The sequence below is a fragment of the Bradyrhizobium cedriense genome (assembly GCF_054602315.1).
The window spans coordinates 1,111,493-1,133,367 of sequence record NZ_JBTSWB010000001.1; the positions used below are offsets into that span (position 1 = coordinate 1,111,493).

24 protein-coding genes are annotated in these 21,875 nt (G+C 65.3%); 12 read left to right on the forward strand and 12 right to left on the reverse strand.

What is annotated here, in order from left to right; all coding sequences use genetic code 11:
- The first annotated feature begins 258 nt into the window (after window positions 1–258).
- Window positions 259–627, forward strand: a complete 369-nt coding sequence (flaF, locus tag ACYCVF_RS05165) for a flagellar biosynthesis regulator FlaF (protein WP_028181463.1) — start codon at window positions 259–261, stop codon at window positions 625–627.
- 152 nt (window positions 628–779) lie between these two features.
- Here the strand turns inward: flaF and ACYCVF_RS05170 are convergent, their stop codons facing one another.
- From ACYCVF_RS05170 to ACYCVF_RS05185, 4 genes are all read right to left on the reverse strand, one after another.
- Window positions 780–1,139 (reverse strand): hypothetical protein, encoded by a 360-nt coding sequence (locus tag ACYCVF_RS05170; protein ID WP_459597557.1) that lies wholly within the window; start codon window positions 1,137–1,139, stop codon window positions 780–782.
- 157 nt (window positions 1,140–1,296) lie between these two features.
- On the reverse strand, window positions 1,297–1,794 hold the full coding sequence (locus tag ACYCVF_RS05175; RefSeq protein WP_459597559.1) for a hypothetical protein: 498 nt from the start codon (window positions 1,792–1,794) through the stop codon (window positions 1,297–1,299).
- Window positions 1,795–1,805: 11 nt separating this feature from the next.
- Entirely contained in the window at window positions 1,806–2,174 is a 369-nt protein-coding gene (gene flgJ, locus ACYCVF_RS05180; RefSeq protein ID WP_459597561.1) for a flagellar assembly peptidoglycan hydrolase FlgJ, read from the reverse strand.
- Window positions 2,174–3,298, reverse strand: coding sequence for a flagellar basal body P-ring protein FlgI (locus ACYCVF_RS05185; RefSeq protein WP_459597563.1), 1,125 nt, complete (start codon window positions 3,296–3,298; stop codon window positions 2,174–2,176). Before ACYCVF_RS05185 ends, flgJ begins: the two co-directional genes overlap by 1 nt.
- A gap of 284 nt (window positions 3,299–3,582) precedes the next feature.
- On the opposite strand from ACYCVF_RS05185, the gene ACYCVF_RS05190 reads away from it, so the two are divergent.
- A complete protein-coding gene (locus ACYCVF_RS05190; protein WP_459597565.1) occupies window positions 3,583–3,996 on the forward strand; it encodes a flagellar assembly protein FliX in 414 nt (137 codons plus the stop codon).
- A 3-nt stretch (window positions 3,997–3,999) separates the two neighbouring features.
- On the opposite strand, the gene ACYCVF_RS05195 is transcribed toward ACYCVF_RS05190, so the two are convergent.
- Window positions 4,000–4,371 (reverse strand): winged helix-turn-helix transcriptional regulator, encoded by a 372-nt coding sequence (locus ACYCVF_RS05195; RefSeq protein WP_061023262.1) that lies wholly within the window; start codon window positions 4,369–4,371, stop codon window positions 4,000–4,002.
- A gap of 144 nt (window positions 4,372–4,515) precedes the next feature.
- On the opposite strand from ACYCVF_RS05195, the gene ACYCVF_RS05200 reads away from it, so the two are divergent.
- Entirely contained in the window at window positions 4,516–5,127 is a 612-nt protein-coding gene (locus ACYCVF_RS05200) for an NAD(P)-dependent oxidoreductase (protein ID WP_459597567.1), read from the forward strand.
- A gap of 215 nt (window positions 5,128–5,342) precedes the next feature.
- Window positions 5,343–5,708: an RNA polymerase-binding protein DksA gene (gene dksA, locus ACYCVF_RS05205; protein WP_008554760.1), complete on the forward strand. Its 366-nt coding sequence runs from the start codon at window positions 5,343–5,345 to the stop codon at window positions 5,706–5,708.
- A 280-nt stretch (window positions 5,709–5,988) separates the two neighbouring features.
- On the opposite strand, the gene ACYCVF_RS05210 is transcribed toward dksA, so the two are convergent.
- A complete protein-coding gene (locus ACYCVF_RS05210; RefSeq protein WP_459597569.1) occupies window positions 5,989–6,387 on the reverse strand; it encodes a winged helix-turn-helix transcriptional regulator in 399 nt (132 codons plus the stop codon).
- Window positions 6,388–6,481: 94 nt separating this feature from the next.
- Here ACYCVF_RS05210 and ACYCVF_RS05215 point away from each other — a divergent pair, with 94 nt between their 5' ends.
- Both ACYCVF_RS05215 and ACYCVF_RS05220 read left to right on the forward strand, forming a co-directional pair.
- Entirely contained in the window at window positions 6,482–7,510 is a 1,029-nt protein-coding gene (locus ACYCVF_RS05215) for an SDR family oxidoreductase (protein ID WP_459597571.1), read from the forward strand.
- Window positions 7,511–7,588: 78 nt separating this feature from the next.
- Window positions 7,589–8,368 (forward strand): 2-keto-4-pentenoate hydratase, encoded by a 780-nt coding sequence (locus tag ACYCVF_RS05220; protein ID WP_459597573.1) that lies wholly within the window; start codon window positions 7,589–7,591, stop codon window positions 8,366–8,368.
- Between the two features lie 192 nt (window positions 8,369–8,560).
- Here the strand turns inward: ACYCVF_RS05220 and flgH are convergent, their stop codons facing one another.
- Genes flgH through flgF form a run of 4 tightly spaced genes read right to left on the reverse strand, consistent with a single transcriptional unit; the run spans window position 8,561 to window position 12,036 of the window.
- Entirely contained in the window at window positions 8,561–9,325 is a 765-nt protein-coding gene (flgH, locus tag ACYCVF_RS05225) for a flagellar basal body L-ring protein FlgH (RefSeq protein ID WP_459597575.1), read from the reverse strand.
- Between the two features lie 3 nt (window positions 9,326–9,328).
- Window positions 9,329–10,459 carry a flagellar basal body P-ring formation chaperone FlgA gene (gene flgA / locus ACYCVF_RS05230; protein ID WP_459597577.1) on the reverse strand — a complete coding sequence of 377 codons (1,131 nt, stop codon included), beginning with the start codon at window positions 10,457–10,459 and terminating at the stop codon, window positions 9,329–9,331.
- A 10-nt stretch (window positions 10,460–10,469) separates the two neighbouring features.
- Complete coding sequence (gene flgG / locus ACYCVF_RS05235) at window positions 10,470–11,258, reverse strand: flagellar basal-body rod protein FlgG (protein ID WP_024341025.1); 789 nt, start codon at window positions 11,256–11,258, stop codon at window positions 10,470–10,472.
- A 16-nt stretch (window positions 11,259–11,274) separates the two neighbouring features.
- The gene (gene flgF / locus ACYCVF_RS05240; protein ID WP_459598009.1) at window positions 11,275–12,036 is read right to left on the reverse strand and encodes a flagellar basal-body rod protein FlgF; all 762 of its coding nucleotides are present in this window, start codon (window positions 12,034–12,036) and stop codon (window positions 11,275–11,277) included.
- Window positions 12,037–12,419: 383 nt separating this feature from the next.
- Here flgF and fliL point away from each other — a divergent pair, with 383 nt between their 5' ends.
- The 5 genes from fliL to ACYCVF_RS05265 all read left to right on the forward strand — a co-directional run bounded on the left by fliL (window position 12,420) and on the right by ACYCVF_RS05265 (window position 19,181).
- A complete protein-coding gene (fliL, locus tag ACYCVF_RS05245; protein ID WP_459597579.1) occupies window positions 12,420–12,917 on the forward strand; it encodes a flagellar basal body-associated protein FliL in 498 nt (165 codons plus the stop codon).
- A gap of 19 nt (window positions 12,918–12,936) precedes the next feature.
- Window positions 12,937–14,139 (forward strand): flagellar motor switch protein FliM, encoded by a 1,203-nt coding sequence (gene fliM, locus ACYCVF_RS05250; protein WP_061023276.1) that lies wholly within the window; start codon window positions 12,937–12,939, stop codon window positions 14,137–14,139.
- Window positions 14,136–14,582 carry a DUF6468 domain-containing protein gene (locus ACYCVF_RS05255; protein WP_061023277.1) on the forward strand — a complete coding sequence of 149 codons (447 nt, stop codon included), beginning with the start codon at window positions 14,136–14,138 and terminating at the stop codon, window positions 14,580–14,582. The genes fliM and ACYCVF_RS05255 overlap by 4 nt, the downstream gene beginning before the upstream one ends.
- A gap of 9 nt (window positions 14,583–14,591) precedes the next feature.
- Complete coding sequence (locus tag ACYCVF_RS05260) at window positions 14,592–15,353, forward strand: MotE family protein (RefSeq protein ID WP_459597582.1); 762 nt, start codon at window positions 14,592–14,594, stop codon at window positions 15,351–15,353.
- A 99-nt stretch (window positions 15,354–15,452) separates the two neighbouring features.
- Window positions 15,453–19,181 carry a tetratricopeptide repeat protein gene (locus ACYCVF_RS05265; protein ID WP_459598011.1) on the forward strand — a complete coding sequence of 1,243 codons (3,729 nt, stop codon included), beginning with the start codon at window positions 15,453–15,455 and terminating at the stop codon, window positions 19,179–19,181.
- Window positions 19,182–19,375: 194 nt separating this feature from the next.
- Here ACYCVF_RS05265 and fliP read toward each other — a convergent pair whose 3' ends face one another.
- Together fliP and ACYCVF_RS05275 are read right to left on the reverse strand one after the other, a co-directional pair.
- Window positions 19,376–20,134, reverse strand: a complete 759-nt coding sequence (fliP, locus tag ACYCVF_RS05270; protein WP_459597584.1) for a flagellar type III secretion system pore protein FliP — start codon at window positions 20,132–20,134, stop codon at window positions 19,376–19,378.
- A complete protein-coding gene (locus ACYCVF_RS05275) occupies window positions 20,131–21,087 on the reverse strand; it encodes a flagellar biosynthetic protein FliO (RefSeq protein WP_459597586.1) in 957 nt (318 codons plus the stop codon). The genes fliP and ACYCVF_RS05275 overlap by 4 nt, the downstream gene beginning before the upstream one ends.
- A 352-nt stretch (window positions 21,088–21,439) precedes the next feature.
- On the opposite strand from ACYCVF_RS05275, the gene flgB reads away from it, so the two are divergent.
- A complete protein-coding gene (gene flgB, locus ACYCVF_RS05280; RefSeq protein WP_459597588.1) occupies window positions 21,440–21,844 on the forward strand; it encodes a flagellar basal body rod protein FlgB in 405 nt (134 codons plus the stop codon).
- Window positions 21,845–21,875 lie beyond the last annotated feature (31 nt).

Genomic DNA, 21,875 nt, shown 5'->3' on the forward strand with positions numbered 1-21,875 from the left:
GCGGGGCTGACGCTCCGCCGTTCTTTTGAGGGAGATCGCTAAGACAAGATTAGCTGCGATCGATGCGCATCACGCCGAGCGAGTTTACATCGTGCATGCGTGCATCTAGCGTTGCGTCGACGAAGTCCTCCGCGCCCCGTAATTGTCCGGAGTGCTTCAAGCACAACACGTAAGCAAATCTTAAGCGGTGCTGCCTAGGGTTGGGAAAGAAATCCTTAAGCGCTTACAACGCGCTAGGTAACCTCCAGGGTGTGATTGATGTCGAATTCCGCTGCCTCGGCTTATGCGCGTGTTGCAACCACCACCGCATCTCCTCGCGACATCGAGGCGCAGACCCTGCTCAAGGCCGCCAACAAGCTTCAGGACGCCGTGAACAACGCAGATCCGCTCAGCGAGCAGACCATGCAGGCCCTGATGTTCAACCGCAAGCTCTGGACCATCTTCCTGAGCGAGGCGATGCGTGACACCAATCCGCAGCCGATCGACGTCCGGCAGAAGATCGCTAACATCAGTGTGTTCGTGCTTAGCCAGACCGCTGCGCTGCAGATGAGCCCGCAGTTCGATCACTTCCGCCCGCTGATCGAGATCAACCGCAATATCGCCGCAGGCCTATCCGGACGGCCGTGACGGAGAGCTGTCGCGGTCGAGCATTTTCCCCACCCCGGACCAGGTTCACGCGGATGGGCACGGGTGAGGGTGGAGATCAACGACATCGTCATCGAACTTGCGGCCGGCTCGACTGACGTCGATCCGCCGTTACGATGCTCGATGCCCAATCGTCAGGCGCTGACGTCCGTGCTGAGCGGACGAGACGGCTCGGACTTCAGATCCAGGGCATGGAAATAGGCGCGCCGGCGCAGCATCGCCTCGTCTGGGAACTGGTTCACCACCGCGTCGGTCTTGTCGTTGACGACCTGGAAGACGAAGGACGCAGCCGCCTGATCGAACACGACCTGGCGCGACACGTTCTCGTGGTTTGGCAAATCATTGCGCGCGGGCGCGCTCGTATCGGCCGCGGCGACCGTTTGGCTCACCGGAAGATCCGTTTGCACAGCCTCGTTCGCCGCCGCGTTGGACGGCGTTACGATATGCGTGGGCGCCGGGATCCCCACCGGCCTGATGCTGAAATCTGTACTCATGGCAGCCTCCTGGTTGCCTCACGTGAGTCAAATCCCAACCCCTCTCATAGCGCAACCATGGAACACCAGGTTTGAAGACCCGGTAAGGAAACGTGCCTAACTGCGCGACGACATCGCCGCGCAATTTCTCGTAAAATTATCGCTTGTTTCTGTGCGCTCAGAGCGAGCGGCTGACCGCGAGCGGGGTGATGTGGCGCGGACCCGGCGCGGCGCGGCGTCCGGCGGCCGTATAGGTGTTCGGTACGTTGCGTTTCTGGATCTCGGCGTTGACGCCGCGCACGACGCTCTCGGAAACCGCGTGCGCGGTCGCTAGGACGGTGAGATTGACCTGGAGCATCGCGCGAAACGCATCGTGGTGACGATGCAGCGTCGAGAGCAGTTCCGGCGCGGTTTTCGCGAACTGCGCCTGGTTCGCCTTCAATTGGCTGACGGCGCCGACGTAATTGCGCGACAGCTCCTGCTTCTTGCTCTCGAGCGTCATCGCCTCGCGGACGTTGCCGGCGCGAACGAGCTCGGTCTCGCGCTCGATCAGTCCGAGCAGGGCGTTCATCGCATCCATCAGGTCCTCGGCGAGCTTGCGCGCCTCGGCGCTGCCGGGCGTGGCGTTCGGACGCTGGGCTTGCATCGGCTGGCGTGAGGCGTTGAAGTGGTTCATCTCGTTTGACCTTATGCCGTGCGGATCGTTTTCGCCTGCTGCAGGATGAGGGTGCGGTAGACTTCGGAGGCAACACCGACGCCGCCGGCCTTGGCGAAATTCTGGGAGTACTGCTCGGTCAGCATCGACCGCCACACGCCGGTGCCGGGCGTATCGCCGAATGGGCCTTCGCCCTTCAGGCCCGAGGTCAATTGCGCGAACATGCTGTTGAGGAACATCGCCTCGAAATCCGTGGCGGTCTTCTGCGCCTTGGCCTGTTGCTGCGGAGGGACCTTTTGGAGTGCGGCGGCGAGGTCGAAATCCGGCCGGCCGTTGCGGCTCTCGACCGAGAAGGCGGACGAGCTGGCGACGCGCGGGGTGTTGATCGCGCCGGTCTGCATCACATCACCTCGATGTCGGCTTCGATGGCGCCGGCGGCCTTGATCGCCTGGAGGATGCTGATCATGTCGCGGGGGCCGATGCCGAGGCCGTTGAGGCCGTCGACGAGCTGCTGGAGCGAGACGCCGTCCTTGACGAGTGCCAGCTTCTTGCCGTCCTCGGTGACGGTGACACTGCTACGCGGCGCGACCACGGTGCGGCCGCGCGAGAGCGGGTTGGGCTGACTGACCTGCGGGCTCTCGGAGATCGTCACGGTGAGATTGCCCTGCGCCACCGCGACGGTGGCGACGCGGACGTCGCGGCCCATCACGATGATGCCGCTTCGTTCGTCGATGATGATCTTGGCGGCGAGATCGGGGTCGACCTGAAGCTGCTCGATCTCGGTGAGGAAGGCGACGACGTTGCCCTTGAACTCCGGCGGGATCGACAGCTGCACCGTCGAGGGGTCGATCGGCTCGGCGGTCTTGACGCCGAGATAGTCGTTGACCGCGGCCGCGATGCGCTTGGCGGTGGTGAAGTCGGGATTGCGCAGCGCCAGGCGCACGTTCGGCAGCCGATTGAGCGCAAACTCGATCTCGCGCTCGATGATGGCGCCGTTGGCGATGCGTCCCACGGTCGGAACGCCGCGCACGATCTTGGCCGCCTCACCCTCGGCCTGGAAGCCGGAGATCGCGAGCGAGCCCTGCGCCACCGCATAGACGTTGCCGTCGGCGCCGAGCAGGGGGGTCACGAGCAGGGTGCCGCCCTGGAGATTCTTGGCATCGCCGAGCGCGGAGACCGTGACGTCCATGCGCGTGCCCTGGGTGGCGAAGGCCGGCAGGTTGCCTGTGACCATCACGGCTGCGACGTTGCCGGTGCGGATGGTGGCGCCGCGGATGTTGACGCCCATGCGCTCGAGCATCGCTTGCAGCGACTGCTTGGTGAAGGGGATGTTGTTGAGCGTGTCGCCGGTGCCGTTGAGGCCGACGACGAGGCCGTAGCCGATGAGCTGGTTCTGCCGCACGCCTTCGATATTGGCGAGATCCTTGATGCGCGATGTCGCGCTTGCAGGCGTGACCGAGAGCGCCAGCGCTGACAGCACGGCGCAGGCCATCCCGACAATCCTCACCCAACGAACGCCTGGCATCCTCTGCTCCCCAAGGCTCCCAAATAAAGGCTCCTCAAATCGGATGGACCTGCACGACACTCCCATGACGAGCTGGTCCGACGCTTTCCTTGCGAGCGCTGTGCCAATCCGTGGAGCGGGGATAGGTCGCTGAATAGGTTGAATAAATCTGTTTCGACCGATGTCAGCGGTCGTTCGCCCTGGGGACCGAAACTGCCGCCTGTCGGCAGATTTTGCCGGGCTGTTTACGCGTCGTTAACCATAAAACGGCGAAGCTCAGGCATCGATCACCCGGATTCCTTCCGATGCGCATCTACGGACCGAACGGAACCACGCTTGGAACGCCGGCGAGCCAGGCCAGGCGGACCGGCTCCGGCACCTTCGCGCTGCCCGACACCTCGTCGGCGCAGGAGACGCGGAGCGCTTCTGCACCGAAGGCTGCCGCCAACATCGACGCGCTGCTGGCATTGCAGGGCGTCGAGGAGGATCCGGTCGAGCGCCGCAAGCGCTCGGTCGCCCGCGGGAGGACCGCGCTCGACGTGCTCGACGATCTCAAGATGGGCCTGCTGTCCGGAAATCTCGACGCTTCGACGGTGTTGCGTCTGCGTGATGCTGCGGCGAACCTCAAATCCTCGTCGGGCGATGCCGGTCTCGATTCCGTGCTCTCAGAGATCGAGTTGCGCGTCGAAGTCGAGCTCGCGAAGGCCGGGCAGGCCTAGCGTCTAGGCCGCTTCCTCCTTTTGCTGCGCGTCGTAGCGGCGCTGCGCCGCGAGCACGTCCTTCAGATTCTGCTCGGCCCAATCGCGCAGGGGATCGACCGCCGCAGCCAGCGTCAGACCGAGCGGCGTGATCGAATATTCCACCGTGACAGGCACGGTCGCGATGGCATGACGCCTGATCAGGCCGTCGCGTTCGAGCGACTTGAGAACCTGACTCAGCATCTTCTGCGAGATGCCTTCAATCGTGCGGCGCAACTGATTGAAGCGCATCGGCTCCTCGCGCAGGAGCAAGAGGATCAGCACCGCCCATTTGTCGCCGACGCGATCGAGGATTTGGCGGGTGGGGCAGTTCGCTGCGTAAACGTCGGGCTTCATCGTCGGTCCTCGGACAGTCTCTGGTCGAATATGCATGGCCAGTCACTCCAGCGTAATCAGGTAAGCACAAAGTGCTCTCTTAACACCAGCATCCTTTGCGATATCTAGTCACTGATAGTTACTTTAGCAGCAAAGGAGCCTTTCATGAAAATCGCAGTTGCCGGCGCCTCAGGCCGGGCCGGGTCGGAAATCACCAAGGAACTGTCCCGCCGTGGCCACGCGGTCACAGCCATCGTCCGGAACCCCGACAAGATCGCAGTCCTGCCCAACGTCACGCCGACCAAAGGCGATGTGCTCGACCAGGCCGGACTTGCGAAGCTGTGGGCCGGCCACGACGTCGCCGTGAGTTCCGTGCACTTCCTCGCCAGTGACCCGCTCAAGCTGATCGGTGCGGCAAAGGACTCCAAGGTCGGTCGTTACATCGTGGTCGGCGGCGCCGGGAGCCTCGAGGTTGCCCCAGGCGTGAAGCTGGTCACGACCCCCAATTTTCCTGCCCAATACAAGGCCGAAGCGGAGGCAGGAGGGGCCTTCCTCGATCTGCTGCGGCAGGAAAAGGATCTGAACTGGACCTTCATTTCGCCGTCGGCGCTGTTCGTCGAGGGGGAACGTACGGGTAAGTTCCGGCTTGGGACCGACCAGCTTCTCGCAGATGCGAACGGCAGGAGCTGGATCACCTTCGCCGACTACGCCATCGCGCTTGCCGACGAGATCGAGCGGCCCGCCCATCTGAGGCAGCGCTTCACGGTCGGCTATTGAGCCGCCAGCCGCCCCCGATCCCTCCAGGATAAACCTTCCTGTGCAAGGGCTTGGGGGCGGCACCCGGGCGATGAGGGAAATATTGTCTGTCACAGGAGGCCGCTATATAACGCCCCGCTCGACGGACCGCGTTCCGTTGCGAGTCGTTGCTTAGACAGATAGGCCGCCCTTTGGAAAAGTTGAAAAACTACCGACCGACCGAAAAAGAGCCTTTCATGAACGACAGGCAGAAGGAGTACTTCCGCTTGAAGCTCCTCGCCTGGAAGGATGAGATCCTCAAAGAGTCCAAGCTCACCCTGCAGGCCCTGCAGGAGGAGAACGTGAACCACCCCGATCTCGCCGATCGGGCATCGTCCGAAACCGACCGCGCCATCGAACTCCGCGCCCGCGACCGCCAGCGCAAGTTGATCGCCAAGATCGACGCCGCGCTCCAGCGTATCGAGGACAACACCTACGGCTATTGCGAGGACACCGGCGAGCCGATCTCGTTGAAGCGGCTCGAGGCCCGGCCCATCGCAACGCTCTCGGTGGAGGCGCAGGAGCGCCACGAGAAACGCGAGAAGGTCTATCGCGACGAATAGAGTCCGAGCCGCAGAGTTGCGGCTCTTTGTTTTTGGACGCAAGGCGCCGTTTCGCGCCGTGACCACCATTTTGTCCGTCGCTTGCAGCCGCGCGGCAACGCGCGAACGTGATCGCGAAAAGTGAATCTCGATCAATGGGCTAGACTCGATTCCTCCGAGCTCACGTGAGTACGGATGAGAAACAGCGTTCACTTCAGGTAAGGAAGATTTCGCGAGTCGCATCAACGGGATCGACTCGGGTGCTGAGACGCCGATCCAGCTGCATCAAGCATCACTGCAATCAGGTCTGCCGCGACGCCAAGAGGCGCACGTCCCCATAAAGCCTGGACCAGCTCAAGATTTCCTTAAACGCCGGCAAGAGGCCGTAGGCCGCATCCGTCAGCTCGTACTCGACCCTCAGGGGTTTCTCCGCGAGGACGATGCGCGCTACGAGGCCATCCTGCTCGAGCTCGCGAAGCTGGGTGGTCAGCATGTGCTGGGTGATGCCGCCGATCGATCGTCGAAAGGCACCGAAGCGAACGGCACCGTTCATCAGCGTAAACAGGATCTCCAGTTTCCACTTGCCGCCGAGGGCGTGGATGGCCCTCTTGAAGTCGGTGAGCAGGGCAGGGTCTGGGCTGCAGTCGCAGCCGACATCGCAGTTGCTGGTCAGGTTTTCCATACCGGTCTCGAAATCCATTCTACTTGTCGCCTTGGAGATAGTGACCAGATGCGGCCTTGAGCAGGGTCGCGGCGAAACCGATCGTCGCCTGCGCATCGAGGGGAATCTGGCAATGAGCACTGTTCTGGTCACCGGCGGGTCGGGCTTCGTCGGCATTCACGTCGTCCTGCAACTTCTGGCCGCGGGCCATGCCGTGCGGACAACGGTGCGCCGGCCCGATCGTCGGGACGAGGTGCTGGCGATGCTGCGCGAGGGCGGGGCGGCTTCGCCGGAAACAGTGTCCTTCTTCACGGCGGACCTCACGGCTGACGGGGGCTGGCGCGAGGCGGTCGCCGGGTGCGACTACGTCCTGCACGTCGCCTCGCCGCTGTCGACCAGCGTGCCCAAGGACGAGAACGAGATGATCGTCCCGGCCCGCGACGGCACGCTGCGGGTGTTGCGCGCCGCACGCGACGCCGACGTCCGGCGCGTCGTCATCACCTCGTCGCTGGGCGCGATCGGCTACGGCCATCAGCCGCGTGAAAAACCGTTCGACGAGACCGACTGGACCAATCTCGATGGTCCCGACGTGCAGCCCTACATCAAATCCAAGACGCTGGCCGAGCGGGCCGCCTGGGATTTCATCGCGCGGGAGGGCGGCGGCCTCGAACTGTCAGTGGTCAATCCCGCCGGCATTTTTGGTCCCGTGCTGGGGTCGGACTTCTCCGGTTCGATCGAGATCGTCAAATCGCTGCTCGACGGCGCCATGCCGGCGGTGCCGCGGGTCTATTTCGGCGTGGTCGACGTGCGCGATGTCGCCGATCTGCATCTGCGCGCGATGACGGCGCCAGAGGCCAAGGGCGAGCGCTTCATCGCGGTCTCCGGGGAAATGATGTCGATCCTCGATATCGCGAACGGGCTGCGGCGGGAACTCGGGCCGTCCGCACGCCGGGTTCCGCGGCTTCAGGCCCCCGACTGGCTGGTGCGGCTGGCCGCGACCCGGATTCCCTTGCTGCGGGCGGTCATTCCGATGCTCGGCAGGGTGCGGCATTCCACCAGCGCCAAGGCGAGGTCGCTGCTCGGCTGGCAGCCCCGTTCCAACCATGAGGCGATCCTTGCGACCGCCGAGAGTCTGATCCGGCTCGGCCTGGTCAAGGCGTGAGGTTGCCCGTGGCTTGTCACGCCCGGGCGGGAATGCTGAAGTGCCGCTCCCGATTGCGTTAAGTGGGAGGCGGCGCCGATGGACAATATTCTCGCAGCCGCAAAGGCGATCGCGCTGGCGCGCCGCAACCATGCGCCGCTCGCGGTACTGGAGCGTCCTCCCGCGGATGAAGCCGAGGGCTATCAGGTCCAGCGCGCGCTGCACGATCTTCTGCTACCGCATGTCGGCCCGCTGGTCGGCTACAAGATCGGCTGCACCAGCCAGGTGATGCAGGACTATATCGGCATCCCGCATCCCTGCGCCGGCGGTGTGTTCCAGAAGGGCGTGCACGACAGCGGCGTGAAGCTCGCGGCCTCCAACTATGTCCGCGTCGGCGTCGAATGCGAGATCGCGGTGCGGCTGAAGCGGGACCTTGCCGCCGGCGAGGCGCCGTTCACCGCCGAATGGGTCGGCGAGGCGGTCGAGGCCTATCATCCCGCAATCGAGATCGTCGACGATCGCTACGTGAAGTGGGAGACGATGGGCGCGCCGACGCTGATCGCCGACGATTTCTTCGCCGCCGGCTGCGTTCTGGGACCTTCAGTGCCGCGCTCGTCGGTGCCGGACCTGAGGGCGGTCAAGGGCCGCGCCCTCATCAACGGCGAGGAGGTCAGCCAGGGCACGGGCGCCGACGTGCTCGGCCATCCCCACAACGCGCTCGCCTGGCTCGCCAACCATCTCGCCGCGGAGGGCAAGGGTTTGCACGCAGGGCAGCTTGTGCTCACCGGCAGCCTGGTCAAGACGCTGTGGCTGAAGGCCGGCGACAAGGTGCGGATGGAGCTGGACGGGCTGGGCGTCGTGGAGGCGGAGTTTGCGTGAGCTCTCGCCATCGGAGCGCGAGGCAGCGATATCGCGACGATTCGCGGATCATGAGCCGCTGCTCGCAGCCCGTATGTCGGTGCCAGAGGCAAAATACATGCGGCCCTCGCCAGGGGAGCTAGCGAGGGCCGCGTAGTACACCGTCGTTCGCGCCTAGGTTCGCGAACACGATGTGGGAGCTCTCAAAGAAGGTTAGAAAGGCAGCAGCACGTCCATCACTTGCTGGCCGTAGCGCGGCTGCTGCACGTCGGTGATCTGGCCGCGGCCGCCATAGGCGATGCGGGCCTGGGCGATCTTCGTGGAGTCGATGGTGTTGTCGCTCTGGATGTCCTCGGGACGCACGATGCCGGCCACGATCAGCTCGCGAATTTCGAAGTTGACGCGTATCTCCTGCTTGCCTTCGACTACGAGGTTGCCGTTCGGCAGCACCTGGGTCACCACGGCGGCGACGTTGGTTTGCAAGGCTTCCTTGCGGTCGACGCTGCCCTTGCCCTCGCTCGACGAGGTCGAGTCGGCGGTGAGGATGCGGCCGGGCAGGATCTTGTTGGCCTGGGTGATCGTCTGGGAACCGATGAAGTCGGTGATCCCGGAATCTTCCTTGTTGCTACGGCTGCGAGAGCTGTCGTTCTCGATGTTGGCCTTGTCCGTGATGTTCACGGCGACGGTCAGGAGATCGCCGACCTGGCGGGCGCGCTGGTCCTTGAAGAAGGCGCGGCTGCCGTTGCGCCACAGCGAGTTCGGATTGTACGAGGCGACTTCCGGCTTCGGCATCGGCATCTGCACCGGCTTGTAGCCGGGCTGCGTGGTCGGATTGTCGATGGCCGACAGCTTCGGCTGCTCGCCGATCTGCGACAGGCGGTCGATCGAGGAGCAGCCTCCCGCCAATGCGCAGGTCGCAAGCAGCAGGGCAGAGATCGCGATGCGACGAAGACGGGAAGCCGAACTGAACGGGGACATGATCTACTCTGACTTGGCTGGAGCTTGCGAGAAGCGAACTTGCGGAAGCTGGGCTTGGGCGATCTGGGCGGCGGACGCGGGCGGCTGGACCAGGCTCTGCGCAAGGGCTGCGGCCGCGGGCACGTCGTCACGCTTGACTGACGAGGTCTGCTCGACTGCGGGCGTTATCGGTGCGGACTGGCTCGCGCCCTGGACCGTCACCTGGCCCCGACCGGTGACGACACCGGTCAGCGTACGCTTGGAGTGCAGATTGAGCACGCTGATGCTGTCGCCCTCTGCGCCGCTCTCGATCGCCTTGCCGCGCGTGGTGAGATAGAGGCCGGGCACCTGGTAGATGATGGTGACGGCCTGATCGCGTAGTACGAAGTCAGGCTTGACGATGTCGGCGACGCGGATCGGGGTGCCCGCGCGCATCGGCCGGCGCAGCTGCATGCCGAGGCTGCGATCGCGTGAGGCGGGCTCGCCGGTGACCTCGGCCTTCGGCCGGCGCTCCAGCGAGAGGTCGGAGGATTTCAGCAATTCGGTGCGGTCGATGTCGCGCGACAGCACGGCCACCTCCACCGTCTCGATCGCGGTGCCGGTGAAGCGGAGCTTGGTCGGCGCCGGATTGCTGTCGTTGCCGATCTCGAAGGCGATGTCGAAGCGCCCGCTGCGGGCGTCGTAGCGGGTTGCGACCGGCTGGAGTGCACCGGTGTTGGAAGCGTCCAGCCGCATGTCCGCAATGCCGCGGTCGAAGGTGACGGTCAGGTTGGCGGCCTCGCCGAGGCCGAAGCGGCGCTCGAGCGCGGCGGCGATGGCGTTCTCGAGGTCCTTGCTCGCGAGCGTGCGGGCGAGGCGGGTGACCTGAACCTCCCTGATGTCGCCGGTCATGACGCCGATCACCTGCTTCGCGCGCAGCACCTGCAGCACTTGGCCGACCGTCAGCGTGCCGGTGGTGCCGAGATCGGGCGAGCGATAGACCGGGATCAGCGCGGCCGAGCCGGCGTTGTCGACGAGATCGCCGACCCGCACCACGTCCGAGGTCACGGCGACGCTTGCGCGCAGCGTCGGCGAAGCGATGAATTCGTCGGCCGCCGCTGCCGGCAGCGCCAGCAAGAGAAGGGTGGAGATCGAGGCGAGCGTGATGCGGATCATCGTCATCACCTCAGCGGAACAGCGCCGTGGTCGACTGCATCATCTGGTCGGCCGCGCTGATGACCTTGGCGTTCATCTCGTAGGCGCGCTGCGCGGCGATCAGGTCGCTCATCTCCGAGACGACGTCGATATTGGCCTGCTCCAGGCTGCCCTGCGTGATCTTGCCGTAACCCTCCGAGTTGGCGGTGCCGTCCTGCGGCGGGCCGGAGGAGGGGGTCTCGATGAACTGGTTGTTACCGACGGGCTGAAGGCCGGCCTTGTTGATGAAGCGCGTGACGCCGATCTGGCCGATGATCGACGAGGTCGATGAACCCGGCAGCGTCACCGAGACCTGGCCCTGCTCGCTAACGGAGATCCCCGAGGCGTTGTTCGGAATGGTGATGGTCGGCTGCACCGGGTTGCCCTGCGCGGTGACGACGCGGCCCTGATTGTCCATCTGGAAGGTGCCGTCGCGGGTGTACTGGTAGGTGCCGTCCGGCATCAGGATCTTGAAGAAGCCATCGCCCGAGATCGCGAGGTCGAGGTCGTTGCCGGTCTGCGACAGCGTTCCCTGCGTCATGCTGCGTGGCGTGCCGACGGTCTTGACGCCGCCGCCGATGTCGACGCCGACCGGCAGTATGGTGCCCTGATCGGACGACTGGGCGCCAACGCGGCGGACGTGCTCATAGATCAAGTCCTGGAATGCCGCGGTCTGCTTCTTGAAGCCCGTGGTGCGCAGGTTGGCGATGTTGTTGGAGATCACCTGAACGTTGAGTTCCTGTGCCGCCATTCCGGTCGCTGCGGTGTGAAGCGCCTGCATGTCAGTTCTCCCTCAATCAAGCCGGAACGTCGGCGAGCTTGTCGATCGCCGATTTGTGGAGGTCGCTCTGCTGCTGGAGCAGGTTGGCGATCGCGGTGTAGCTGCGCATCACCTCGACCATGCGGGTCATCTCGCCGACCGCGTTCACGTTCGACTTCTCGACGTAGCCCTGGCGGATGCTCGATTTGGTGTCGGCCTGCGGGACGGCGGAGCCCACGTCATAGAGATTGGCGCCGAGCTTGGTCAGCTTGGCCGGATCGTCGAACGAGACCATGCGGATCTTGCCGCGGATCGAGTCGTTCCTTGCCGTGCCCTCGAGCACCGTGACGGTGCCGTCGGGTGCGATGTTGATGTCGTGATCGGTCGGCTGGAAAGTGATCGGACCGGCGGCGCCGAGCACGAGATTGCCGTCGGAGGTGACGAGCTGGCCGGTGCTGTTGAGAGAGAATTTGCCGTCGCGGGTGTAGCGCTCTCCGCCATTGGCCTGCACCGCGAAATAGGCGGCGCCGTCGATCGCCATGTCCAGCGGGTTGTTGGTCGCCTCCATCGGCCCCTGGCCGACGTCGCGGAAGGTGCCGCGGTCCTGGACATAAGAGACCCGGCGGTCGCGACCGATGAAATTGTCCTCACGCGCGTTCGAGTTGAGGTGCTCCTCGAACAGCGAATGGTCGGCCTTGAAGCCGTTGGTGTTGGCATTGGCGACGTTGTTGGCGATGACAGCCATCTGCCGTTCCAACGTCATCTGCCGTGACAAGCCGATCAGAAGCGCGTTCTGCATCGGAAATCTCCCCTGAGTGAGATCTGCCATCTCGCTCTCCCAAGCGACTTGGCGGACCCCGTGAATGAGACATCAGGTTCTCCCAAACCGTGAGGTCTCGGTTCTCCCTCAGCGAAAGCCGTGCCAACCCGAAAGATTATGTAATTTCAACTGCTTGCTGATTCCTGATGGGCGCGGGAGGGCGGCAGAAAGGTTCTGTTAGCCATGTTTGCCCGGCAGATTTTTCCTAGCGGAGGCCCAATCGAAAGGTTCCGTTAACCATTATTACCGTAGCGTTTGCGCATCAGAGGAGCGCATTGCGCTGGGACATTTGTATCGCGTTACTGTCTGCCAGGAGACTTCGCTCTTTCGACCCCTTTGAGAGATGAACGAGCGCGGCAATCATGGCAGAGAACGAGGAAGGCGGCGCAGCCAGCGATGGCGCAGAGGCCGCTCCGCCGAAGAACAAGCTCAAGCTCATCATCATGGCCGTCGGTCTGCTCGCCGTCCTCGGCGGCGGTGCGGCGACCTGGTTCTTCTTTTTCCGTCACGGCGAGGGCGAGCACCATGCCGAGGCCGCGCCGCCGCCGAAGCCGCCGGCCTTCGTCGATGTCCCCGACTTGATGGTCAACCTCGCCGGCTCGCCCGGCGAGCGCGTGCAATATCTGCGGCTGAAGATCGTGCTGGAACTGAAGGAAGAGAAGCAGATCGAGGCGATCAAGCCGACGATGCCGCGCGTCACCGACATCTTCCAGACCTATGTGCGCGAGCTGCGCCCCTCCGACCTCAACGGTTCCGCCGGCATCTTCCGCCTCAAGGAGGAGCTGACCAAGCGCGTCAACGCGGCGGTCGCCCCGATCCAGGTCAGCGCGGTGCTGTTCAAGGAAGTCGTGGTCCAGTGAGCATGACGGGCTAGGGATCATGGCGGGCAACGACCAAGTCGACCAGGATGCAATTGCCGCCCAGTGGGAGGCCTCGCTCGATTCCGAGGATCCCGCCGAGGCCGCAAAGGCTGCCGCCGAGAACGAGCTATCGGAGACCATGGCCCTGCAATGGGCGGCCATGGTCGAGGACGGCAGCCGCGATCTCGGAAGCGGCAAGAACTCCGGCGAGCGGGTGCTGTCGCAGGAGGAGATCGACAATCTTCTCGGCTTCACCGTTGGCGACGTCACGCTCGACGATCATTCCGGCATCCGCGCGATCATCGATTCGGCGATGGTCTCCTACGAGCGTCTGCCGATGCTCGAAATCGTCTTCGACCGCCTGGTGCGGCTGATGACGACGTCCTTGCGCAATTTCACCTCGGACAACGTCGAAGTCTCGCTCGACCGCATCACCTCGGTGCGTTTCGGCGACTACATGAACTCGATCCCGCTGCCCGCCGTCCTCACCGTCTTCAAGGCCGAGGAGTGGGAGAATTTCGGCATGGCGACGGTCGATTCCAACCTGATCTATTCGATGATCGACGTGCTGCTCGGCGGCCGTCGCGGCACGAGCCAGCTGCGCATCGAGGGCCGGCCCTACACCACGATCGAGACCGAGCTGGTCAAGCGGCTGGTCGAGGTGGTGCTGTCCGACGCCGAGCAGGCGTTTCGGCCGCTGTCCCCGGTGACGTTCACGATCGACCGGCTCGAGACCAATCCGCGCTTCGCCGCGATCAGCCGTCCCGCCAACGCTGCGATCCTGGTCCGCCTGCGCATCGACATGGAAGACCGCGGCGGCAACATCGAGCTGTTGCTGCCTTACGCGACCATCGAGCCGATCCGGGGCGTCCTGCTCCAGATGTTCATGGGCGAAAAATTCGGCCGCGACCCGGTGTGGGAGGGCCATTTCGCCACCGAGATCGTGCAGGCCGAGATCGCCGTCGATGCTGTGCTCTACGAGGCCGACATTCCGCTCAAGCAGCTGATGCGGCTCAAGGTCGGCGACACGCTGCCGCTCGACATGCGCGCCGACGCCAACGTCACCGTACGCTGCGGCGACGTCACGCTGACCGAGGGGCGGATGGGCCGGGTCGGCGATCGCGTCGCGATCCGCGTGACGAAACCCTTGCGCAAGCCAAGTACGACACTTGCGATGTTCGAGAAGGTGGACGAGCAGAACAAGATGATGGAGGCCCCATGAACCACTCCCTGGGAATGGCGATCGAGTCGCTGGTGGCTATCCTGCTGATGCTGACGATCGTCTACTGCGTCATGCTCAACAAGCGGCTGACGCGGCTCAAGGCGGACGAGCATTCGCTGAAGGCGGTCATTGGCGAGCTGATCACCGCGACCGAGATCGCAGAGCGCGCGATCGGCGGGCTGAAGCTGGCCGTGCGCGACGTCAACGAGAACCTCGGCAGCCAGCTCGCCGCGGCGACGCAGATGTCGGACCAGCTCTACAAGCAGCTCGGCGAGGCCGACAACGTGGTACGGCGCCTGTCCAAGATCGCGATCGCCGCGCGTCCCATGACCAATCCGGAGACGGTTGCCCCGTCCGCGGCCAAGCCTTCGTCGGCGAAGGCGGTCGCGGCCGCGGCCGAAGCCTTCTCCGAGCGCCGACGATCCAACGGCATTGCCGCATAAAGCCCGGGCATGAAGTCCTTTCGTAACATCCGCGTCATTCCGGTCGTCCTGGTCGCCGTCGCAGGCCTTGCCACGCTGAAGGTGGCGGGCCTCGCGATCAACGGTGGCTATGTCTTCGACTACAAGCCGAACCAGACCAAGAAGTCCTGGGCCGAGGAGAACCTGAATTTCCCGACCGGTCGCGAGGACCCCGACATCACCGGATCGACCCATGGTGCGCCGAAGGAGCCGCCCAAGCCGGCCGCGCCCGAGACCAAGCCCGAGGGCACCGTGATCAAGATTGAGGAAGGTCAGCCGCAGGTCTCGGCCTCGGAGCGCGCGATCCTGGAACGGTTGCAGGCGCGGCGGCAGGAGATCGAGGCCCGCCAGCGAGAGATCGACATTCGTGAAAGCCTGCTGAAGTCGGCCGAGAAGCGCATCGAAAACAAGGTCGAGGAGATGAAGGCGGTGGAAACCCGCATCTCCGCGACGCAGGCCGAGCAGAAGGCCGCCGAAGCCCAGCGCATGAAGGGCCTCGTGACCATGTACGAGGGCATGAAGCCCAAGGACGCCGCGCGGGTGTTCGACCGGCTCGAGATGGGCGTGCTGATCGAGATCGCCTCGGCCATCGCGCCGCGAAAGATGTCGGACATCATGGGATTGATGTCGCCGGAGGCCGCCGAGCGGCTGACGGTCGAGATGGCGCGTCGCGCCAACGGTGGCGGCGATCAGTCCGCCTCGGCCGGCGATCTTCCCAAGATCGACGGCAAGCCGACGCAAAAGCCGAATTGAGGGCTCATACTTAAGAAGTCCTTAATTGCCAAAACCTACATTCGAAGGCAGGGCCGGCGCAGTGCCGGCATGACCGCCGAACCGGAAGAAATGCCGCCAATGGCGCGAGAGGCTGCCGCTGGATTTGTGTCGCGAGCCCGCGCAATGGCGCGGGGGCTATCGCGTCATGTCCGCAAGGCGGCCGTCCTGGCGGCCTGCCTGCCGATCGGCCTCAGCGCGCCTGCGCGGGCGGCCGACCCGATCCGCGGCGAGGCGAGCTTTTCGGCCGGCGGCGGCTTCGCCCGTCTGGTCATCAAGCTCGGCGAGGATGTTCCCTCCGAGGTCACGACCGCAGGCTCCATTCTCGTGATCCGTTTTGACCGGCCCGTCGATGTTCCCGTCGACAGGATTCCGGAAGGCGCGCCCGATTACGTCAACTCCGCCCGCCGCGATCCCGATGGCAGCGCCATCCGCCTGTCGCTGGCGCGGCGCGTCACCGTCAACACCATGAACGCCGGCGAGCGCACCTTCGTCGATCTGCTGCCAGAGGGCTGGAAGGGACCGCCGCCGAGCCTGCCCATGGACGTGGTCAAGGAACTCGCCGAGCGCGCACGTGTGGCCGAGCGCGCGCTGCGCGCCCAGCGTGCCGCCGCCGAGGCCAGGAAGCGTCCGCAGATCCGCGTGCGTGCCTCGGTGCAGCCGACCTTCGTGCGCTTCGTGTTCGAGATGCCCGACGGCGTCGGAGTCTCCTCCGTCCTCAACGAGCAGAAGCTCACGCTCGTCTTCAACGCCAATCTCAATTTCGACCTGGCGGACGCGGTGGTCGCGGCGCCGCCGAACGTCGCCTCGATCAAGCAGAAGGCCGACATCGACCAGACCAGTATCGAGATCGCGCTGATCGGCGATTCGGACGTGCATTCGTTTCGCGACGAGAAGAACTACGTCGTCGACGTCGCCTTCCAGCCCGACAAGAACAAGGCGGCCGCGACGCCCGAGGCGTCGATCGCGCAGATGAAGCCTGCCACTCAGGCACTGGCGCCGATGCCTGCGCCTGTCAACCCGGCCGCCGAGAAGCCGAAGGAGGTCCTCCGCGAGATCGCGCCGCCGACTTCCGAGACGATTGCGCGCGAAGCCAAGATCGACGTCAAGCCCGAAGCGAAGCCGGAAGCGCCCGCCGCGCTGCCGCCCGCCCAAGCGCAGAAACCGGCTGTCGCTCCCGCGATCGAAGCCGTGCGTCCCCCGGAAGTGTCCAAGGAAGCTGCAAAGCCCGTGTCGCCTGCTTCCGAAGCTGCGGCCGGGCCTGCCAAGCCGGCGCCGGCCGAAGTGTCGACGGAGGCCGCGAAGCAGCCGGTCAGGGAGGCCGTCAAGGCTGCGCCCGCCGAGGTGCCGGTGGCGCCGCAACAGACCGCTGCCAGCGTGGATGTGCGTCGCGACAGCGACGGCCTGCGCGTCACGTTTCCGATTCCGGTCGCAACGCCTGCGGCGGCGTTCCGCCGCGGCGACACCGTCTGGCTGGTGTTCGATACGCCGAAGCCGATCGATGTCGAGGCGATCCGCAGCAAGGGCGGCGCGATGATCGGCGAGGTCGGCCGCATGCCGCTCGACAAGGGGCAGGCGGTGCGAATCCGCCTCACCCGACCGCTGGTCTACTCGCTGGCGAGTGAGGAGGTCGGCAAGGAGACCAACTGGCTGTTGACGCTCGCCGACAAGATCCAGGCGACGCCGCTGCCGCTGATGATATCGCGCAACATCACCGACCCCGCGCTTGCCAATATCGCGATCCCCTTCGCCAATCCTGGCCTCCTGCACAAGCTCACCGATCCTGATGCCGGCGATGCGCTCTATGTCGTCACCGCGCAGCGGCCGGTGCGCGGCTTCATCAAGCGGCAGGATCTCGTCGATCTCTCGCTGCTGGAATCCGCGCACGGCATCGCGATCCGGCCGAACTCCGACGAAGTCGGTGTCGAGGTCGGGGCCGAGAAGGTGATCCTCGGCAAGAAGGGTGGATTGACGCTGTCGCCAGTCGACATATCGGCCGAGCGGGCGCCGACCGCGGTGCGTCCGGTCTTCAGTCCCGAGGGTTGGCGCAAGGGCCAGTCGGATAACTTCATGGCGCGCCAGAGCGAACTGATGGCGGCTATCGCGGCCGTCGAGCCCGCGCTGCGTTCGCTGCCGCGGCTCGACCTCGCGCAGTTCTACATGTCGCGCGCCATGTATCACGAGGCCAAGGCCGTGACCGACCTCATGCTGAGCGATCCCCTCAACAAGGAGGAGAGCGGTGCGCTGATCATGCATGCGATCGCGAGCATCCTGATCGGCCGGCCGGCGCAGGGCCTGAAGGACCTCGCCAATCCCGTGATCGGCAACAGCCACGATTCCCAGCTATGGAAGGCGCTCGCCTACGCGCGCCAGGGCAAATGGGCGGACGCGCGCGAGAAGTTCAAGAACGTCGAATTCGCCATCGCCTCACTGCCGCTCGACATCCAGCGCATCGTGACCATGGACGCGATGCGCGCCTCCCTCGAGGTGAAGGACTATGCCGGCGCCTCCAAGCGCCGCAGCGAGCTCGAGGTGGTCGGTGTCCCCCCCGAGGCTGCGCCCGGCTTCGCCGTGCTGCGCGGGCGGCTCGCCGAGGCACTCGGCCACGACAAGGATGCGCTCGACGATTACAAGCTCGCGGTCGCCTCGAGCGACCGGCCGGCGGCGGCCGAGGGCAAGCAGCTCGAGATCGCGCTGCGTCAGAGGCGCGACGAGATCGGCAAGGAAGAGGCGCTGCGCGAGCTGGAGACGCTGTCGATGACCTGGCGCGGCGACGCGGTCGAGGTCAAGACGCTCCAGATGCTGTCGCGGATGTATGCCGAAAGCGGGCGCTACCGGGACGCGCTCACCGCCGCGCGCGCCGCGACGAGGCTCCAGCCGAACGCCGAAGCCTCGCGTCAGGCGCAGGATCTCGCCTCCGACCTGTTCACGCAGATATTCCTCGGGCCGAAGGGCGACGAACTGCCTCCGGTCGAGGCGCTCGGATTGTTCTACGAGTTCCGCGAGCTGACGCCGATCGGCCGCCGCGGCGACGAGCTGATCCGCCGTCTCGCCGACCGTCTCGCCTCGATCGACCTGCTCGATCAGGCCGCCGAGCTCCTGCAATACCAGGTCGATCACCGCCTCGAAGGCGCGGCGCGCGCCCAGGTCGCGGCGCGCCTGTCCATGATCTACCTCGCCAACCGCAAGCCCGACATGGCCATCACCGCGCTGCGCGCGAGCCGCATCAGCGATCTCTCCGGCGAGCTCCGGCAGCAGCGCCTGCTGCTGGAAGCGCGCGCGCAGAGCGACGTCGGCCGTCACGATCTCGCGCTCGACATCGTCTCCAACGTCTCCGGGCGCGAAGTGCTGCGGCTGCGCTCAGACATCTTCTGGGCTGCGCGGCGCTGGCGCGAGTCCGCCGAGCAGATCGAACTCTACTACGGCGAGCGCTTCCGCGACTTCAAACCACTCAATGCGGTCGAGAAGAGCGACATCATCCGCGCTGCAGTCGGCTATGCGCTCGCGGACGATTCGATCGGCCTGTCGCGCTTCCGCGAGAAATATGCGCCGCTGATGAGCGAGAGCGCCGACCGTCTCGCCTTCGACATCGCCAGCAAGCCGGCCGCAGCCTCCAGCGCCGAATTCGCCGAGATCGCCAAGCTGGCCGCCAGCGTCGATACGCTCGACGGCTTCCTGCGCGAGATGAAGCAGCGTTTCCCCGACGCCACGGCGCGCGCACCCGGCGCGCCGCAGGCCAAGGACGAGTCCGACCACACCGGCTCGCTGCCGACGATTCCCGTGGTGCGGCAGATCAAGATGACGCGCTAGGATGCGGCTGCCGCGCCAAGCGTGGCCCGAGACGGCTCCGCCCGCGTCATTGCGAGCGCAGCGAAGCAATCCACAGTCTCTCCGCGGAGAGAGTCTGGATTGCTTCGTCGCAAGGGCTCCTCGCAATGACGGGGAGAGGTCGGGAGTTATCATTCAGAGCGGAGGGGGCGTCGATGATGTCGCCTGCATGCTCTTCACCCCCCGTAGCTCTGCACCAGGCTGCCCGCCACCAGCGACCAGCCGTCGACCAGCACGAAGAAGATCAGCTTGAACGGCAGCGAGATCGTCGCCGGCGGCAGCATCATCATGCCCATCGACATCAGCACCGAGGCGACGACGAGGTCGATGATGAGGAAGGGGAGGAACAGCAGAAAGCCGATCTCGAAGGCGCGCTTCAATTCGGAGATCATGAAGGCGGGGACGAGGATACGCAAGGCGAGGTCGTCGGGAGTGGCCGGCGGCGCCTCGCCGGACAGATCCAGGAACAGCTTGAGGTCCTTCTCGCGCACGTTCTTCTGCATGAAGCCGCGCAAGGGGACGGAGGCGCGCTGGAGCGCATCCTCGACGCCGATCTGGTTGGCGACAAGCGGACGAATGCCGTCGTCGTAGGACTTTTGCAGCACCGGCCCCATCACGAAGAAGGTGAGGAACATCGCCAGCGCAATGATCACCGAGTTCGGCGGGGCGGTTGCGGTACCCAACGCGGTGCGCAGCAGCGACAGCACCACCACGATACGCGTGAACGATGTCATCATGATCAGGATCGACGGCGCGATCGACAGCACCGTCAGCAGCGCGATCAGCTGGATCGCGCGCTCGGTGACGCCGCCGCCACCCGCGCCGCCGCCGAGATTGATGCTGATGTCCTGGGCATGCGCCGGCATCGCGAGCGAGGCCGCGCCAACCAGGACAGAAAGGACAAGAACTCTACGCGGGAGGGCCGGCAGCCTCACGAAGACGGCTTCGGACGGCCGAGCAGCGAGGCCATCTCGTCTTCGAGGTTTTCAAAGCTGGTCTTCTCCACGGCCGGCTTTGCGGGCGGGGCCGGTGGCTCGCTGCGTGCGGCGCGCGGGGGAGCAGGCATCGGCTCCGGGGCAACGGGGGGCGCGACCGCTTCGCCGGCGGGGCGGCGCAGGGCAGCCTCTAGCCGCTGGGCCATTTCGGCGAGATTCTGCTCGGCGCTCGAGGGCGCAGGAGCAGGTGCCGGCGGCGGAGCCTGCGGCACAGGCGGAGGAGGCGGGGGTGCAGCGGCCCGCTCGGCGCGCACCGGCGGCATCTTCACTGGCTCGCTACCACGGGGCGGACGCGGCATCAGCGGCGGCTCGCCCCGGGCGATGCGCGGCGGCAGCGGCTCGGGCCGGGGTTCGCGCTCCGCACGCGGCGCGATCGGCTCGGGCATAAAGCCACCCAGGGCCGGCTCGCTGCGACGTTCGGCCAGTGCAGGAGCGGGTCGGCGCACCTCGTCGGCGAAGGATGGGCGCGCGGGCCGCGGCGGCGGCTCGGGCATATGCGGCTCGGGATGATCAAGCAGTTCCGGTCGCGGCGCTTCGTCGGCCCAGCCGCCCGCGTCGGGCATGGGGGCGAGACGCGGCGGTTCGGCGGTGTTCGGACGTTGCGGGAGCTGGTCGCGGCTGGGCGCGGCGCGAACGATGTTGGGTTCGACGACGATGTCCGTCGGGCCGCCGATCATCAGCAGGTGCTCGACATTGTCGCGCCGGACCAGCACCAGCCGGCGCCGGCCGTCGACCGCGGCAGCGTCGATCACGGCAAGGCGGGGCATCCGGCCGCGCTGGGTATTGGCGCCGATCCGGCTGCTGGCGAATCGGCGAACCAGCCAAGCAGCGACGCCGATCAACGCCAGAACGACGATGAACGCGACGATGAAGGTGATAGGGCTGCCTTGCATGCTTGTCCCCGACAAATAGCGCTTCTCTCGTGCCCGCGGTCAGATTCGCCAACCACCGGCATACGATGCCCCAACCTGCGATTTCTTAACGTTCCACGGCAAGTTTTGCCGTCCCCAACTCTTAATAACCTATGAATCGTCCGATCCAAAATGACTTCTTGCCCTGTGCACGCGCCGCCAAACGGTTGGGTTAATGCCGTTTTTCGCGGCGTAGAATCACGGGGGTACGAAATCATGTCTCGACCGGGGACATGCATCGCCGGTGTCCTTAACCAGCTGTTAACCATACAGGCGGCAAATTCTGCCTAGCTTCGGACGTCAGCGTCCGCAAGAGGCGGAAGGAGCCGCGACGATGTCCATCAACGATATCCCGGAGCTTTCGGTGCTTCGGACCAAGATGCAGTGGCACCAGGAGCGCCAGCGCGTCCTGTCCGAGAACGTCTCCAATTCCGATACCCCCAAATTCCGGCCGCGCGATCTGGTCGAACCGAAGTTCGACAGGTCCGGGGCGGTCACGGGCTCGATGGGGCCCCTGACGCTCACCCGCACCAGCGCTTCGCACATGACGCCATCCGGCGCGGCCTCCGCATTCGACCAGAACAAGGACGCCGGTTTCGAGACCCGCCCTGCGGGCAATGCCGTCAATCTCGAGGAGGAGATGATGAAGGCCGCCAGCAACCAGATGGACTACGCAGCGGTGACCTCGCTCTATTCGAAGAGCCTGCGCCTGCTCAAGACCGCGATCGGCAAGGGCTAGGCGTGATCGGGGAACCAGGAGAGCCAGAGGT